At 68.7% G+C, this 17061-nt stretch carries 12 protein-coding genes; 11 read left to right on the top strand and 1 reads right to left on the bottom strand.

What is annotated here, in order from left to right; translation table 11 throughout:
* Positions 1-463: 463 nt before the first annotated feature.
* From typA to ACLGIH_RS11355, 11 genes are all read left to right on the top strand, one after another.
* Positions 464-2371 carry a translational GTPase TypA gene (typA, locus tag ACLGIH_RS11405; RefSeq protein ID WP_416525132.1) on the top strand — a complete coding sequence of 636 codons (1908 nt, stop codon included), beginning with the start codon at positions 464-466 and terminating at the stop codon, positions 2369-2371.
* 364 nt (positions 2372-2735) lie between these two features.
* Positions 2736-3779, top strand: coding sequence for an ABC transporter permease (locus ACLGIH_RS11400; RefSeq protein WP_416525131.1), 1044 nt, complete (start codon positions 2736-2738; stop codon positions 3777-3779).
* A 101-nt stretch (positions 3780-3880) separates the two neighbouring features.
* Positions 3881-5680, top strand: coding sequence for an ABC transporter substrate-binding protein (locus tag ACLGIH_RS11395; RefSeq protein ID WP_416525130.1), 1800 nt, complete (start codon positions 3881-3883; stop codon positions 5678-5680).
* Positions 5681-5785: 105 nt separating this feature from the next.
* Positions 5786-6763: an ABC transporter permease gene (locus tag ACLGIH_RS11390; protein WP_416525129.1), complete on the top strand. Its 978-nt coding sequence runs from the start codon at positions 5786-5788 to the stop codon at positions 6761-6763.
* 10 nt (positions 6764-6773) lie between these two features.
* Positions 6774-7835, top strand: coding sequence for an ABC transporter ATP-binding protein (locus tag ACLGIH_RS11385; RefSeq protein ID WP_416525128.1), 1062 nt, complete (start codon positions 6774-6776; stop codon positions 7833-7835).
* 15 nt (positions 7836-7850) lie between these two features.
* Positions 7851-8978: an ABC transporter ATP-binding protein gene (locus tag ACLGIH_RS11380; RefSeq protein ID WP_416525127.1), complete on the top strand. Its 1128-nt coding sequence runs from the start codon at positions 7851-7853 to the stop codon at positions 8976-8978.
* Between the two features lie 210 nt (positions 8979-9188).
* Positions 9189-10817, top strand: coding sequence for a peptide ABC transporter substrate-binding protein (locus ACLGIH_RS11375; protein WP_416525126.1), 1629 nt, complete (start codon positions 9189-9191; stop codon positions 10815-10817).
* A 10-nt stretch (positions 10818-10827) separates the two neighbouring features.
* Positions 10828-11751, top strand: coding sequence for an ABC transporter permease (locus tag ACLGIH_RS11370; RefSeq protein WP_416525125.1), 924 nt, complete (start codon positions 10828-10830; stop codon positions 11749-11751).
* Complete coding sequence (locus ACLGIH_RS11365; protein WP_416525124.1) at positions 11744-12730, top strand: ABC transporter permease; 987 nt, start codon at positions 11744-11746, stop codon at positions 12728-12730. The genes ACLGIH_RS11370 and ACLGIH_RS11365 overlap by 8 nt, the downstream gene beginning before the upstream one ends.
* Positions 12731-12739: 9 nt before the next feature.
* Entirely contained in the window at positions 12740-13729 is a 990-nt protein-coding gene (locus ACLGIH_RS11360; protein WP_416525123.1) for an ABC transporter ATP-binding protein, read from the top strand.
* Complete coding sequence (locus ACLGIH_RS11355) at positions 13722-14753, top strand: ABC transporter ATP-binding protein (RefSeq protein ID WP_416525122.1); 1032 nt, start codon at positions 13722-13724, stop codon at positions 14751-14753. The genes ACLGIH_RS11360 and ACLGIH_RS11355 overlap by 8 nt, the downstream gene beginning before the upstream one ends.
* Positions 14754-14928: 175 nt before the next feature.
* Here the strand turns inward: ACLGIH_RS11355 and ACLGIH_RS11350 are convergent, their stop codons facing one another.
* Positions 14929-17049, bottom strand: coding sequence for a S9 family peptidase (locus ACLGIH_RS11350; protein ID WP_416525121.1), 2121 nt, complete (start codon positions 17047-17049; stop codon positions 14929-14931).
* Positions 17050-17061 lie beyond the last annotated feature (12 nt).

The raw sequence follows: 17061 nt of genomic DNA, 5'->3' as shown, positions 1-17061 counted from the left end.
GTGCGCGTAGCGCCTTGGGTGCGGTGGGTGGTTCGGGGCCGCGCCGGGGGGTGTCCGTCCTCGGAACGTCGCGGAATCGGTCTTCTACGGGGGGTGCCCGTGTTGACGCGACAACCGCTGCGGGCGGACACCCCCCGACACGTCCCCTTCCCGCCGCGGGCGGCTGCGGGCAGCGCCTCGGCCGGTCGCTCCTTCCCGCCGCGGGCGGCTGCGGGCAGCGCCTCGGCCGGTTTCTTCCTTCGCGCCGCGGGGCGTCGCGCCGGGTTGCGCGACGCCCCGCCCTCAGTCACCGCACCCGGTGGCCGATCCAGCCCCTCACCTGCACCTGCCCCTCCCGCGCAGCCCAAGCGGCAGCGGCCCCGTACCATGGGGTGAGGCCGTGGCATGTTCCGCCCGGCAGGGCCCGCGTAACACGGACGTACGCAGCAGGGCCGTCCTCACCACTCCGGGAGTACGCCGCAATATGGCCACGCGCCACGACATCCGCAACGTCGCCATCGTCGCCCACGTCGACCACGGCAAGACCACCATCGTCGACGGCATGCTGAAGCAGGCCGGTGCCTTCGCCGCGCATCAGCTCGACTCCGTCGACGACCGCATGATGGACTCGAACGACCTGGAGCGTGAGAAGGGCATCACGATCCTCGCCAAGAACACGGCGGTGAAGTATCACCCCAAGGACGGCGGGGACCCGATCACCATCAACATCATCGACACCCCCGGCCACGCCGACTTCGGTGGCGAGGTCGAGCGCGGTCTGTCGATGGTCGACGGCGTGGTACTGCTCGTCGACGCCTCCGAGGGCCCGCTGCCGCAGACCCGCTTCGTGCTGCGCAAGGCGCTCCAGCAGCGGCTGCCGATCATCCTGTGCATCAACAAGACGGACCGGCCGGACTCCCGGATCGACGAGGTCGTCAACGAGACCTACGACCTCTTCCTCGACCTGGACGCCGACGAGGAGCAGATCGAGTTCCCGATCGTCTACGCGTGCGGGCGGGACGGGGTCGCCTCGCTGACCAAGCCCGAGGACGGGACGGTCCCGAGCGACTCCACCAGCCTGGAGCCGTTCTTCTCCACGATCCTGGAGCACATCCCCGCGCCGACCTACGACGCCGACGCCCCGCTCCAGGCGCACGTGACCAACCTGGACGCCGACAACTTCCTTGGCCGTATCGCGCTGCTCCGCGTGCACCAGGGCGAGCTGAAGAAGGGCCAGACGGTCGCCTGGATGAAGCGCGACGGGTCCGTCAGCAGCGTGCGCATCTCCGAGCTGATGATGACCGAGGCCCTGACGCGGAAGCCCGCCGAGAAGGCCGGCCCCGGTGACATCTGCGCCGTCGCCGGCATCCCGGACATCATGATCGGCGAGACCCTGGCCGACCAGGAGAACCCCGTACCGCTGCCGCTGATCACCGTGGACGAGCCGGCGATCTCCATGACCATCGGCACGAACACCTCACCGCTGGTGGGGCGTGGCGGCAGCGGCAAGGGCGCCGACGCCAAGGCGGCGGTCAAGGACCGCAAGGTCACCGCCCGTCAGGTCAAGGACCGCCTCGACCGCGAGCTGATCGGCAACGTCAGCCTCCGGGTCCTGGACACCGACCGGCCCGACTCCTGGGAGGTCCAGGGACGCGGTGAGCTGGCGCTGGCCATCCTGGTGGAGACCATGCGACGGGAAGGGTACGAGCTGACCGTGGGCAAGCCCCGGGTCGTCACCAAGGACGTCGACGGCAAGGTCTACGAGCCCGTCGAGCGCATGACCATCGACGTGCCCGAGGAGCACATGGGCGCCGTCACGCAGCTCATGGGCGTGCGCAAGGGCCGGATGGACAACATGTCCAACCACGGCTCCGGCTGGGTGCGCATGGAGTTCGTCGTGCCCTCACGGGGCCTGATCGGCTTCCGGACCGAGTTCCTGACGCAGACCCGGGGCACGGGTATCGCGCACTCCATCCACGAGGGCCACGAGCCCTGGTTCGGCACCCTGACGACCCGCAACAACGGCTCCCTGGTCGCCGACCGCGCCGGCGCCGTCACCGCCTTCGCCATGACGAACCTCCAGGAGCGCGGCGTCCTGTTCGTCGACCCGGGCACCGAGGTGTACGAGGGCATGATCGTCGGCGAGAACTCGCGCTCCGACGACATGGACGTGAACATCACCAAGGAGAAGAAGCTCACCAACATGCGGTCGTCCACGGCCGACGTGACCGAGTCGATCGTACCGCCGCGCAAGCTGTCGCTGGAGCAGTCCCTGGAGTTCTGCCGCGACGACGAGTGCGTCGAGGTGACCCCGGAGGCGGTTCGCATCCGCAAGGTGGTGCTGGACCAGCGTGAGCGTGCCCGGGCGGCCAGCCGCGCCAAGCACAGCTGACACCCGTTCAGTTACGCACGGTAACCGTCGAAGGCCCGGTTCCGCGCCCTTTTCGGGCGACGAGCCGGGCCTTTGGTGTGTCGACGGGCGCTGTTCGCATACCGGTGATCTGGTGATCAAGTTTCGGACAGGTAAACAAAAAAACTTCCCTGTATGTCCGATTGGCTGGTTGTAAGCGCCACCTGTCAAGCGCGCTCAGGTGTCGATCGATGCAATTTTTGCTCAAAATATGGAAGGTAGGGAGATCCCTGTGTCTTCCGCCCTTGACGCGCGTTGAGTCACTTGGCGAAAGTTCCCCCAAACCACAGAACCTGCCGGTATCTGTGCTGCGCTCAACTCTCCATCCTCCGGGGGAAGAACACACATGACCAGTCCAACCAAGGCCGAGGGCTCCGGGTCCACGGCTGCCTTGGACCCTGAGCTGGAGACGACCACCGAGGTCGCCACCAAGGGCGAGAAGCAGCCCGAGAGTCGTTCCCCCGGCCAGTTGATGTGGCAACGCTTCAAGCGAGACCGTACCGGAGTCGTCTCCGCGTGCGTGGTGATTTTCTTCTTCGCGATCGCTGCCCTTGCCCCGGTCATCTCCAACCTGTACGGCAAGGACCCCTACACGCTGTACGCCCAGGAGCCCGACTACCCGTTCCTGCTCGACGACTTCGCCATGCCGACCGGTTCCTTCGGCGGCATGTCGGGCGAGTTCTGGTTCGGCGTCGAGCCCAAGCTGGGGCGTGACGTGTTCACCATGCTGCTCTACGGCATGCGCACCTCGCTCTACATGGCCGTGGTCGTCACGGTGTGCAGCGTCCTCACGGGCGTGATCATCGGCATGGTCGGCGGCTACTTCGGCGGCCGGGTCGACTACTGGCTGGGCCGGGTCACCGACTTCTTCCTCGGCTTCCCGCAGCAGCTGTTCTTCATCGCCTTCATGCCGATCGTGACCGCGCTGTTCGTCTCCCCCGAGGACGAGACGCCGACCTACCTCAGGGCCTTGGCCATCCTCCTGGTGATGTGGTTCCTCGGCTGGATGGGCCTGTCCCGTCTGGTGCGCAGTTCGGTACTCACGCTCAGGGAGCGGGAGTTCGTGGAGGCGGCGAAGGTGTCCGGTGCCTCTCCCTGGCGTATCGTGCGCAAGGAGATCCTCCCGAACATCGTGACGCCGATCCTGGTGCAGGCCACCTACATCCTGCCGAGCACCATCCTCAGCATCGCCTTCCTCTCCTTCATCGGTGTCGGCTTCGTCGAGCCGACCCCGGACTGGGGCCGCATGTTCAAGATCGGCACCGATGTGTACCAGCAGGATCCGATGTTCCTGTTCTGGCCGGGCGCGGCGCTGGTGATCTTCGTGCTCGCCTTCAACCTTCTCGGCGACTCCGTCCGGGACGCATTCGACCCCAAGACCGGACGCTAACCGTCCATTGGTGGGTGGGGGAGCTGCCGCCCCCGTGCCGGGCTACCGGACCGTCAGGCAGCACTCGTGGACAACTATCGACAGGTAGGTGCATCGGCATCATGAAGCCCATCAGAACGCGCACTGCGCGCGCCATAGCCGTGGCCATCGTCGCCGGCTCGCTGGCGCTCACCGGCTGCTCCGACAACGGTGGTGGCAGCAAGGGCAAGGACAACGCCAAGTCCCAGAAGGACGCTGCCGAGCAGCAGGACCCTGTCGCCTACGCCGACGCCGCGGCGTCCAACGGTCCGGCCGACGAGGTCCCGGGTGCCAAGTCCGGCGGGTTCATCAACGTCTACATGCAGTCGGACCTGACCCACATGGACCCGGGTCAGATCTACGTCAGCGACGCGGGCCAGTTCGCCAACCTGATCCACCGCGGTCTGACCAACTTCCAGGAGGACGACGAGGGCAACCTCACCGTCGTCGGTGACATCGCCACCGACTCCGGTCAGTCGTCCGACGGCGGCAAGACCTGGACGTACAAGCTCAAGGACGGCATCAAGGACGAGGACGGCAACGAGATCACCTCGGCCGACGTCCGCCACACCATCGAGCGCATGTACTCGAAGGTCATCTACGACGGCCCGACCTACATCCAGTCCTGGCTCTCCGGCGCCGACTATCGCAAGGACCTGCCGGACGGCCCGTACAAGGGCAAGCACCTGCCGGACTCCGTCCTGGAGACCCCGGACGACAAGACGGTCGTCTTCCACTTCGACCAGCCGCGCCCGGACCTGCCGCAGGCCCTCGCCATGGCCGGTTACGCCATCGTGCCCGAGAAGCAGGACACGAAGGCCAAGTACGACGACGCCCCGGCCGCCCTCGGCCCGTACAAGCTCGCCGAGTACAAGCCGGGCAAGTCCCTCAAGCTGGTCAAGAACGACCAGTGGGACGCCAAGACGGACCCGGTGCGCCACCAGTACGTCGACGGCTACAACTTCACCTTCACCATCGACCAGGCCAGCCAGACCAAGCGTCTGATCGCCGACCAGGGCGAGGCCAAGAACGCCATCCAGTTCACGGACACCGTGGACCCGGCGCAGCTGCAGACCGTCATCAGCGACGCGGCGGCCAAGAAGCGCACCATCCAGGGCTACCAGCCCTACGTGTGGCAGATGACCTTCAACCTGGACCGGATGAAGGACAAGAAGATCCGCGACGCGATCGCCTACGCGATGCCGAGCCAGTCCATGGTCCAGGCGGACGGCGGCCGTTACGGCGGTGAGGTCGCCGGCGGTCTGCTCGCTCCGACCCTGCCGGGCTTCGACCCCTCCTACGATCCGTTCGGCAAGCTGAAGAAGCCCAACGGTGACCTGGAGAAGGCCAAGGAGCTGCTGAAGGAGGCGGGTGTCAAGAAGGGCGCGAAGCTCACCTACGCCTACTCCAACACCCCGCGCGGCCAGGCGCAGCAGGTCATCGTCCGGGACGTGCTGAGCAAGCTCGGCTTCGACGTCCAGGCCAAGGAGATCGACCGGGCCAGCTACTACGAGCAGATCGGCAAGCTGGACAACCCGTACGACCTCTACATGACCGGCTGGGGCCAGGACTGGCCGTCCCCGTCCACGGTCATCACCCCGGTCTACGACGGCTCGCTGGTCGCCGACGGTGCCTCGAACTACTCGCACATCGACGACAAGCAGGTCAACGAGCTGATCGAGAAGGCTCTGAAGCAGCAGCCCGAGGAGGCGGCCAAGACCTGGGAGCAGGCCCACCACCGCATCGTGGAGGAGATCAACCCGGCTGCCCCGGTCTACTACTCGAAGACCATCCAGCTCGTCGGATCGAACGTCGGCGGTGCCAAGTACAGCGTCGAGTCGAGCTACGTCGACATCAACGACCTGTTCGTGAAGCAGCCGTAATCCGTCAGCCCGGCTGACCGCGGGGGTGCGCGCCAGGCGGAGCGCACCCCCGCGGACGGTACCCCCCTCCCTGCCGCCGCGTTTCGAAGAGAGCATCCACCCGCCATGCTTCAGTTCCTCATCCGCAGGCTGATCGGCGCCGTCGTCATCATGTTTCTGATCGGCGCCTTCACGTTCTTCCTGTTCTATACGATCCCTCAGGACTTCGCGCAGCTGTCCTGCGGCAAGAACTGCACCCCCGAGAACATCGCGGTGATCCGCGAGAACCTCGGTCTGGACAAGCCCATCACCGCCCAGTTCTGGGAATTCATGATGGGCATCGTCTCCGGCCGGGACTTCCCGCAGGGACACTGCTCCGCTCCCTGCCTGGGTGTCTCCTTCGACACCGGCGAGTTCGTCTGGGACTCCATCCTCGACCGCTTCCCGCTGACCCTGTCCCTGACTGTCGGCGGTCTGGTGATCTTCCTCGCCGTCGGTCTGGGTGCGGGCCTGCTGGCCGCCTGGAAGCGCGGCACGCTGGTCGACAAGTTCGTGAGCGGTGCCTCGATCCTGCTCAGCTCCTTCCAGATCTACCTGCTCGGTCCGGTCGCCCTCGGCCTCTTCGTCTACAGCACCGGCTGGATGGAGAACCCGAAGTACCACCCGTTCACCGAGAACCCGGTCACCTGGGCGGTCGGCATGCTCATCCCCTGGGCCGTGATGGCCACCATCTTCACCGCCCAGTACACCCGTATGTCCCGCTCGACCATGATCGAGCAGCTTCAGGAGGAGCACGTCCGCACCGCGCGCGCCAAGGGCATGCGGCAGCGGTACGTCTTCTTCCGCTACGCCTGGCGCGGTTCCCTCATCCCGATCGTCACCATCCTCGGTATCGACCTCAGCTCACTGCTGGCCGGTGCAGTGGTCACCGAGTTCACGTTCGACCTGGCCGGCATCGGCCGCCTCGCCGTCGACTCGTCGCTGACCAAGGACCTGCCGGTGACGATGGGTGTCATGCTGTTCGGAGCCTTCTTCATCCTGGTCCTGAACATCATCGTGGACGTCGTCTACGCCTACATCGACCCGCGCGTGCGCCTCAGCTAGGAGAACAACCGTGACCACACTGACCAAGACCGAAGGCGAGAAGGCCCCGAACGGGTCCGAGTCCTTCCTCTCGGTCCGCGACCTGCGGGTGCGGTTCTCCACCGAGGACGGCATCGTGAAGGCGGTCGACGGGCTGTCCTTCGACGTCGAGCGCGGCAAGACCCTCGGCATCGTGGGCGAGTCGGGCTCCGGCAAGTCGGTCACCAACCTGACCGTGCTCGGCCTGCACAACCGCAAGAACACCACCGTGGAGGGCGAAATCGTCCTCGACGGTAAGGAACTGGTTACCGCGTCCGAGAAGGAACTGGAGAAGCTCCGCGGCAACAAGGTCGCGATGATCTTCCAGGACCCGCTGACCGCTCTGTCGCCCTACTACACGGTGGGCCGGCAGATCGCCGAGCCGTTCATGAAGCACACCGGCGCCTCGAAGAAGGAGGCGCGGGAGCGGGCCATCGAGATGCTGACGAAGGTCGGCATCCCGCAGCCGAAGTCGCGGGTGGACGACTACCCGCACCAGTTCTCCGGCGGTATGCGGCAGCGCGCCATGATCGCCATGGCCCTGGTCTGCGACCCCGACCTGCTCATCGCCGACGAGCCGACCACCGCCCTGGACGTGACGGTCCAGGCGCAGATCCTCGACCTGCTCAAGGACCTCCAGCAGGAGTTCGGCTCGGCGATCATCTTCATCACCCACGACCTCGGCGTCATCTCCGACATGGCCGACGACCTGCTGGTGATGTACTCGGGACGGGCCGTGGAGCGGGGCAGCGTCCGCGAGGTGCTGCGCGCCCCGAGGCACCCCTACACCTGGGGCCTGCTCAGCTCGATGCCGCGCCTCGGCGGCGACACCTCGCAGGCACTGACGCCGATCCCGGGCTCCCCGCCCAGCCTGCTGAACCCGCCGTCCGGCTGCGCCTTCCACCCGCGCTGCGCCTTCACCGGCGAGGTGCCGGGCGACCGGTGCAGCACGGAACGCCCGCCGCTGGGCGAGGGCCGGGCGGCTGCCTGCCACCTGACGGCGGAGCAGAAGCAGACCATCTTCATCGACACGATCCAGCCCCGGCTGCGCTAGGGAGAGATCCGAGACATGAGCGACAACCTCACCCTCCCCGCACAGCATGGCTCCACCGGAGCGTCGACCGAGCCGCTGCTGAAGGTGGAGGGACTGACCAAACACTTTCCCATCTACGGCGGCTTCCCGATCAAACGGAAGGTCGGTGCCGTCCAGGCCGTCGACAACGTCGACCTGACCGTCGGCGTCGGCGAGAGTGTCGGCCTGGTGGGCGAGTCCGGCTGCGGCAAGTCGACCACCGGCCGGCTCATCACCCGGCTCCTGGAGCCGACCGGCGGGAAGATCGAGTACGCGGGCCAGGACATCACCCACGCCTCGCGCAGGCAGCTGGCGCCGGTCCGGTCCGACATCCAGATGATCTTCCAGGACCCCTACTCGTCGCTGAACCCGCGGCAGACCGTCGGCACGATCGTCAGGTCGCCGATGGAGGTCAACGGGATCGAGCCGGCGGGCGGCCGGGAGAAGAAGGTCCGCGAGCTGCTGGAACTGGTCGGCCTCAACCCCGAGCACTACAACCGCTTCCCGCACGAGTTCTCCGGCGGTCAGCGCCAGCGCATCGGCGTCGCCCGCGCGCTCGCGCTCAACCCGAAGCTGATCGTGGCGGACGAGCCGGTCTCCGCGCTCGACGTGTCGATCCAGGCCCAGGTCGTCAACCTGCTGCAGAAGGTCCAGGAGGAACTGGGCATCGCCTTCCTCTTCATCGCCCACGACCTGGCGGTGGTCCGGCACTTCTCGCAGCGCGTGGCCGTGATGTACCTCGGCAAGGTGGTCGAGGTCGGGGACCGGGACTCCATCTACAACCGGCCCCGCCACCCCTACACCCACGCCCTGCTGTCGGCCGTGCCCGAGGTGGCCATGGACGACGAGGCCGACGACCGCGAGCGCATCCGGCTCTACGGTGACGTGCCGTCGCCGATCATGCCGCCGTCCGGCTGCCGCTTCCGTACCCGGTGCTGGAAGGCGCAGGACAAGTGCGCCACGGAGGAGCCGCCGCTCGTCCAGATCTCCGGCAACCGCGACGGCCATCTGACGGCCTGCCACTTCCCGGAGGAGCCGACGATCCAGGGCCGCAAGGACGACGTGGTCCTGGACCCGAGCCTGAAGGGCCTGGAGCAGGACGACACCGACGTCGCCAAGGCCTGACACACCGAGGACCCCCCAGGACCGGGGGCGGAAGCCACCGACGGCTTCCGCCCCCGGTCCTTTCCCGTCCCGCCCCGACCGGGGACCGCGTCCCGGCCGAGGGACCGCACCCCGGCCGGGGGACGCTCGTACGGACGGGATGAATGTGCGCTACAGGATACGACCGCCCATAGTGGCCCGTAACGGACAGTGCACATCAGGAGGAACCCCATGCGCGGAGCCAAGCCCGGCAAATGGGCCGCATGCGCGGCGGCCGTCGTCCTCGCGGCGGCCGCCTGCGGCGGAGGCGGCGGCAGCGGCGGGGACAGCGGCGCGGTGCTCAGTTCCTCCTGGGGAGACCCGCAGAACCCGCTGGAGCCGGCGAACACCAACGAGGTGCAGGGCGGCAAGGTCCTGGACATGATCTTCCGGGGCCTGAAGAAGTACGACCCGGAGACCGGTGAGGCGCAGGACATGCTCGCCGAGAGCATCGAGACCTCCGACTCGCAGAACTTCACCATCACCGTGAAGGACGGCTGGACCTTCCAGAACGGCGAGAAGGTCACCGCCCAGTCCTTCGTCGACGCCTGGAACTACGGCGCGAGCCTGAAGAACAACCAGCGCAACGCCTACTTCTTCAGCTACATCGAGGGCTACGACCAGGTCCACCCCGAGGGCGGCGGCGAGCAGACCGCCGACACGCTCTCCGGCCTGAAGGTCACCGGCCCGCTCACCTTCACCGTGAAGCTCAACCAGAAGTTCTCGACCTTCCCCGAGACCCTCGGCTACCCGGCCTTCGCGCCGCTGCCCCGCGCGTTCTTCGACGACCACGACGCCTGGCTGAAGAAACCGATCGGCAACGGCCCGTACCAGGTCGACTCCTACCAGCGCGGTTCCCAGATGTCCCTGCGCACCTGGCAGGAGTACCCGGGCCCGGACAAGGCGCAGAACGGCGGCGTCGACCTCAAGGTCTACACCGACAACAACACCGCCTACACCGACCTGATGGCGGGCAACCTCGACCTCGTCGACGACGTCCCGGCCGCCCAGCTGAAGAACGCCCAGAGCGACCTGGGCGACCGGTACATCAACACCCCGGCCGGCATCATCCAGACCCTCGCCTTCCCGTACTACGACGAGAACTGGAGCAAGCCCGGGTCGGAGAAGGTCCGCAAGGGCCTGTCCATGGCGATCGACCGTAAGCAGATCACCGACACGATCTTCCAGAAGACCCGGACCCCGGCCACCGACTGGACCTCACCGGTCCTCGGCGAGGACGGCGGCTACGAGGAGGGCCTGTGCGGGGACGCCTGCGACCACGACCCCGAGGAGGCCAAGCGGCTGATCGAGGAGGGCGGCGGCCTGCCCGGCGGCCAGGTGCGGATCACGTACAACGCCGACACCGGCTCCCACAAGCAGTGGGTCGACGCGGTCTGCAACTCCATCAACAACGCCCTCGGCAACGACCGCGCCTGCGTCGGCAACCCCGTCGGCACCTTCGCCGACTTCCGCAACCAGATCACCGACCGGAAGATGAGCGGCCCCTTCCGGGCCGGCTGGCAGATGGACTACCCGCTCATCCAGAACTTCCTCCAGCCGCTCTACTACACCAACGCCTCCTCCAACGACGGCAAGTGGTCCAACCAGAAGTTCGACGACCTCGTGGACAAGGCCAACGCCGAGACCGACACCGCCAAGGCCGTCGAGACCTTCCAGCAGGCCGAGGAGGTCGTGCGGGACAACATGGCCGCCATTCCGCTCTGGTACCAGAACGGCAGCGCCGGCTACTCGGACCGGCTCTCCGACGTCAGGCTCAACCCGTTCAGCGTCCCCGTCTACAACGAGATCAAGGTCGGCTGAGGGGGGCGCCATGGGACGGTACGTCGTCCGGCGGCTGCTCCAGATGATCCCGGTCTTCATCGGGGCCACGCTGCTGATCTTCCTGATGGTCAACGTGATGGGCGACCCCATCGCGGGACTGTGCGGCGACCGGGAGTGCGACCCGGCGACGGCCGCCCGGCTCAGGAAGGAGTTCGGCCTCGACATGCCCGTGTGGCAGCAGTACCTGACCTACATGGGCAACGTCTTCACCGGCGACTTCGGCACCGCCTTCAACGGCCAGCCGGTCACCGAGCTGATGGGCACGGCGTTCCCGGTCACCATCCGGCTGACCCTCGTGGCGATCCTCTTCGAGATCGTCATCGGCATCACCCTCGGCGTCGTCACCGGGCTGCGCCGCGGGCGCCCGGTGGACACGTCCGTGCTGCTGGTCACCCTCGTCGTCATCTCCGTGCCCACCTTCGTCACCGGCCTGCTGCTCCAGCTGCTGCTGGGCGTGAAGTGGGGCTGGATCAAACCCTCGGTGTCCTCCGACGCCGCCTTCGGCGAGCTGATCGTCCCCGGCCTGGTCCTCGCCTCGGTCTCACTCGCCTACGTCACCCGGCTGACCCGCACCTCCATCGCCGAGAACCGGCGCTCCGACTACGTCCGCACCGCCATCGCCAAGGGCCTGCCGCGCCGCCGGGTGGTCACCCGGCACCTGCTGCGCAACTCCCTCATCCCCGTCGTCACCTTCATCGGAGCCGACATCGGCTTCCTCATGGGCGGCGCCATCGTCACCGAGCGGATCTTCAACATCCACGGCGTCGGCTACCAGCTCTACCAAGGCATCCTCCGGCAGAACACCCAGACCGTCGTCGGCTTCGTCACCGTCCTCGTGCTGGTCTTCCTGGTCGCCAACCTGCTGGTCGACCTGCTGTACGCCGTACTCGACCCGAGGATCCGCTATGACTGAGCCCCACGAGCCCGGCCGCGTCGTCGCCGGCACCGGCATGGGCGGGCAGATGGACCTCGCGGTGAGCGAGGCCGAGACGCTGGAGAAGGAGCCCGGCGGGCCCGGCGGCCCCGCCGATTCCGGCACCCGGGACAAGCCCCGCAGCCTGTGGTCCGACGCCTGGCACGACCTGCGCCGCAACCCGGTCTTCATCGTCTCCGGGCTGGTGATCCTCTTCCTGGTCGTCATCTCCCTGTGGCCGTCCCTGATCGCCTCCGGCAACCCCCTCCACTGCGACCTGTCCAAGGCCCAGGAGGGCTCCCAGGACGGCCATCCCTTCGGCTTCAACGGCCAGGGCTGCGACGTCTACACCCGCACCGTCTACGGCGCCCGTACGTCCGTGGCGGTCGGTGTCCTCGCCACGCTCGGCGTCGCCGTCCTGGGGAGCGTCCTGGGCGGACTGGCCGGATTCTTCGGCGGCATCGGGGACTCGGTCCTGTCCCGGATCACCGACGTCTTCTTCGCCATCCCCGTCGTCCTCGGCGGCCTGGTGCTGCTGTCCGTCATGACCAGCAACACCGTCTGGCCGGTCATCGGGTTCATCGTGCTGCTCGGCTGGCCGCAGATCTCCCGCATCGCCCGCGGCGCCGTCATCACCGCCAAGCAGAACGACTACGTCCAGGCCGCCCGCGCGCTGGGCGCCTCCAACTCCCGGCTGCTGCTGCGCCACATCGCGCCCAACGCGGTCGCGCCGGTCATCGTCGTCGCGACCATCGCGCTCGGCACGTACATCGCACTGGAGGCCACCCTGTCCTTCCTCGGCGTCGGGCTCAGGCCGCCCAGCGTCTCCTGGGGCATCGACATCTCCGCCGCCGCCCCCTACGTCCGCAACGCCCCGCACGCGCTGCTGTGGCCGTCCGGCGCGCTCGCCCTGACCGTCCTCGCGTTCATCATGCTCGGCGACGCGGTGCGCGACGCCCTCGACCCGAAGCTGAGGTGAGCCGCCGTCATGCTGCTCGACGTACGCGACCTGCACGTGGAGTTCCGCACCCGGGAAGGCGTCGCCCGGGCCGTCAACGGCGTCAGCTACCAGGTGGACGCCGGCGAGACGCTCGCGGTGCTCGGCGAGTCCGGCTCCGGCAAGTCCGTCACCGCCCAGGCGATCATGGGCATCCTCGACATGCCGCCCGGCCGGATCACCGGAGGCGAGGTCCTCTTCCAGGGCCGCGACCTGCTGACGCTCAAGGAGGACGAGCGGCGCAAGGTCCGCGGCGCCGAGATGGCGATGATCTTCCAGGACGCGCTGTCCGCCCTCAACCCCGTCCTCACCGTCGGCGACCAGCTCGCCGAGATGTTCACCGTGCACCGCGGGACGTCCAGGAAGGACGCACGGGCCAGGGCCGTCGAGCTGATGGACCGGGTCCGCATCCCCGCCGCCAAGGAGCGGGCGAGGCAGTACCCGCACCAGTTCTCCGGCGGCATGCGCCAGCGCATCATGATCGCGATGGCGATCGCGCTGGAGCCCAGGCTGATCATCGCCGACGAGCCGACCACCGCCCTGGACGTCACCGTCCAGGCCCAGGTCATGGACCTGCTCGCGGAACTCCAGCGCGAATACCACATGGGGCTGATCCTCATCACCCACGACCTGGGCGTGGTCGCCGACGTCGCCGACCGGATCGCCGTGATGTACGCGGGCCGGATCGTGGAGTCGGCGCCGGTGCACGACATCTACAAGGCGCCCGCCCACCCGTACACCCGGGGCCTGCTGGACTCCATCCCGCGCCTGGACCAGAAGGGCCGGGAGCTGTACGCCATCCGGGGCCTGCCGCCCAACCTCACCCGCATCCCGCCCGGCTGCGCCTTCCACCCCCGCTGCCCGATGGCCCAGGACGTGTGCCGTACCGACGTCCCCCCGCTCTACGAGGTCACGGAGCCCGAGCCGGCCGCCGGCCGGGGCAGCGCCTGCCACTTCTGGAGGGAGTGCCTGCATGGCTGAGCCCATCCTGGAGGTCCGCGGTCTGGTCAAGCACTATCCGCTGACCACCGGCATCCTCTTCAGGAAGCAGGTCGGCGCGGTGAAGGCGGTCGACGGCGTCGACTTCACCCTGCACCGCGGCGAAACCCTCGGCATCGTCGGCGAATCCGGCTGCGGCAAGTCCACGGTGGCCAAGATGCTGGTGAACCTGGAGCGGCCGACGGCGGGGGAGATCCGCTACCGGGGCGAGGACATCACCAAGCTGTCCGGGAAGGCGCTGAAGGCCGTACGCCGCAACATCCAGATGGTCTTCCAGGACCCGTACACCTCCCTCAACCCCCGGATGACGGTGGGCGACATCATCGGCGAGGCGTACGACATCCATCCCGAGGTGGCGCCGAAGGGGGACCGCCGCAGGCGCGTCCAGGACCTGCTGGACGTGGTCGGCCTCAATCCCGAGTACATCAACCGCTATCCGCACCAGTTCTCCGGCGGCCAGCGCCAGCGCATCGGCATCGCCCGCGGCCTCGCCCTGCGCCCCGAGATCATCGTCGCGGACGAGCCGGTCTCCGCCCTCGACGTCTCGGTGCAGGCGCAGGTGATCAACCTGATGGGGCGGCTGCAGAGCGAGTTCGAACTGTCGTACATCTTCATCGCCCACGACCTGTCGATCGTGCGGCACATCTCCGACCGGGTCGGGGTGATGTACCTGGGCCGCATCGTGGAGACGGGGAGCGACGCCGAGATCTACGACCACCCCACGCACCCCTACACCCAGGCGCTGCTGTCCGCCGTCCCGGTGCCCGACCCGGAGGCCCGGGAGCACCGCGAGCGGATCATCCTGGCCGGTGACGTCCCGTCCCCGACCGGCATCCCCTCCGGCTGCCGCTTCCGCACCCGCTGCTTCAAGGCGCGGGAGCGGTGCGCCCTGGAGGTCCCCGCGCTCGCCGTGCCGGCGGAGTTCCGGCTCACCTCCGGTCCCGCGGCGCACGACTCGGCGTGCCACTTCGCGGAGGAGAAGCACGTGGTACCCGAGCACGAGTAGCCGCCCAGGCCCGGATGCCCGGGGCGGACGGCGACGGGCCGGGGCGACATGGCGCACCCCGGCCCGCCTACGGCACCCGCACGGCCGTACGCTGTTCAGCGTCCCGCGTCCGTATATCGGTACCGCTTCCGCCGAGTTGCCTGCGTGTTAACGGCGTTCGCGCACCTTTGCGAGGCTATGTCAGCCCCAGGGAGCGCTTGAGGAAGTCCAGCTGGAGCCGCAGCAGGTTCTCGGCGACCGACTCCTGCGGGGTCATGTGCGTGACCCCGGACAGGGGCAGCACCTCGTGCGTGCGGCCCGCCGCCAGCAGCGCCGACGACAGGCGCAGGGAGTGGGCGACCACCACGTTGTCGTCCGCCAGCCCGTGAATGATCATCATCGGGCGGTGCGGTTCGGCGGCGTCGACCAGGCCCGCGTCGTCGATCACCGAGTTGCGGCGGTAGACCTCCGGCTGCTGGTCCGGGTGGCCGAGGTAGCGCTCCTGGTAGTGGGTGTCGTACAGGCGCAGGTCGGTGACCGGGGCGCCCACCACGGCCGCGTGGAAGACGTCCGGGCGCCGCAGCACCGCGAGCGCCGCCAGATAGCCGCCGAAGGACCAGCCCCGGATCGCCACCCGGTCCAGGTCCAGCGGGAAGTCGGCGGCGAGCGCCTGGAGCGCGTCGACCTGGTCCTGGAGGACCACCGCGGCGATGTCGTCCTTGACGGCCTTCTCCCAGGCGGGGGAGCGCCCGGGGGTGCCGCGACCGTCGGCGACGACCACCGCGAAGCCCTGGTCGGCGAACCACTGGGAGGTGAGGTGCGCGTTGTGCGCGGCCACCACCCGCTGGCCGTGCGGTCCACCGTAGGGGTCCAGCAGGACGGGCAGGGGGGTGTCACCGGGGTAGTCCGTTGGCATAAGCACGGCGCACGGGACGCGCCGTGCGCCCCCCTGGGTCAGGGTCACACGCGGGGACAAACCAGGATCGTCGGCGTACGAGGCGATGGTCGCCGCGGACTTCCCGTCCCGCAGCACCTGCACCCGCGCCCCCGGTCGCTCCAGGGTGGCGGACACCAGAACGGTCACGTCGCCGGCGCGCACCGCCGAGTGCACGCCGGGTCCCTGGGACAGTCGCTCCATGCCCAGCTCGTTCACCCGGTAGACGTGCACCTCGCCGGTCTCGGCGCCGACCGCCTCCTCGCCGGCGGAGGCGGAGACCAGCACGTCGTGGTCGGAGACGTCCAGCACCGCCCGCAGGTGCAGCTGCGGTCCGGTCAGCGGCCGTTCGCCGACGGCGAGCCGTCGCGCACCGCCCTCGTCGGCGATCCGCACCAGCTGCCCGGACGGGCTCCAGCACGGCACCCCGGGGAAAAGTTCCAGCCATGTTTGATCTTCGTCGGCGTGCACCATCCGGGTCGCCCCCGAGTCCGGGTCCACGGCCAGATACAGCTGACTGCGCTGGTCGCGCGCCTGTACGAGCAGCAGCGGCGCACCCGCCGCTGACCAGTGCACTCGCGCCAGATACGGATACCGTTCCCGGTCCCAGAGGACCTCCGTGCGCCCCCCGTCCAGCCCGAACACGAACAGCCGTACGTCCGCGTTGGCGGTCCCCGCCGCCGGGTACGGCACGTGGTGTGGGTCACGCTCCGGCCGGGCCGGGTCGGAGATCCACCACCGGCTGACCGGCGTGTCGTCCACGCGCGCGACCAGCAGCCGGTCCGACTCCGGGGCCCACCAGAAGCCCCGGCCGCGCCCCATCTCCTCGGCGGCGACGAACTCCGCCAGGCCGTAGGTGACGCCCTCGGCGTCCGGCTCGGCCAGCGCCCGGTCGTCGTCGCCCTCGGCGCCCACGACCCGCAGGCCGCCCCGCGTGACGTAGGCCACGTGCCGCCCGTCGGGCGACGGACGCGGGTCGATCACCGGCCCCCGGACGGGCAGTTCGCGGGCCGTCCCGACTCGCAGCTCGGCCGTGAAAAGCCGTCCTGACAAGGCGAAAGCGGCCAGCTCCACGGCGGAGTCGGTGGCGTAGCCGACGACGCCGGCCCCGCCTTCGCGGCTGCGCTCGCGCCGCGCCCGCTCCTCGGGCGGCAGCCGCTCCGCCGCACCGCCCAGCAGGGCGCGGGGATCGGCGGCCACGCGCTCCTGGCCGTCCGCCGTGTCGAGCACCCACAGTGAACTCGCCCGGTCCGTGCCGGAAGCGGAACGCAGGAACACGACACGCGAACCGTCGGGCGCCACGGTGAACGAACGCGGCGCGCCGAGGGTGAATCGCTGGGTGCGGGCGTGCCGTCTGGGAAAGGAGTCGAGCTTGGTCGTCATCCCCTGACCATA

Origin of the sequence: Streptomyces hamibioticus (assembly GCF_047946815.1) — a bacterium.
Lineage (GTDB): Bacteria > Actinomycetota > Actinomycetes > Streptomycetales > Streptomycetaceae > Streptomyces.
Note: the sequence above shows the minus strand (reverse complement) of the source record. Positions and strands in the feature narration are given on the sequence as shown.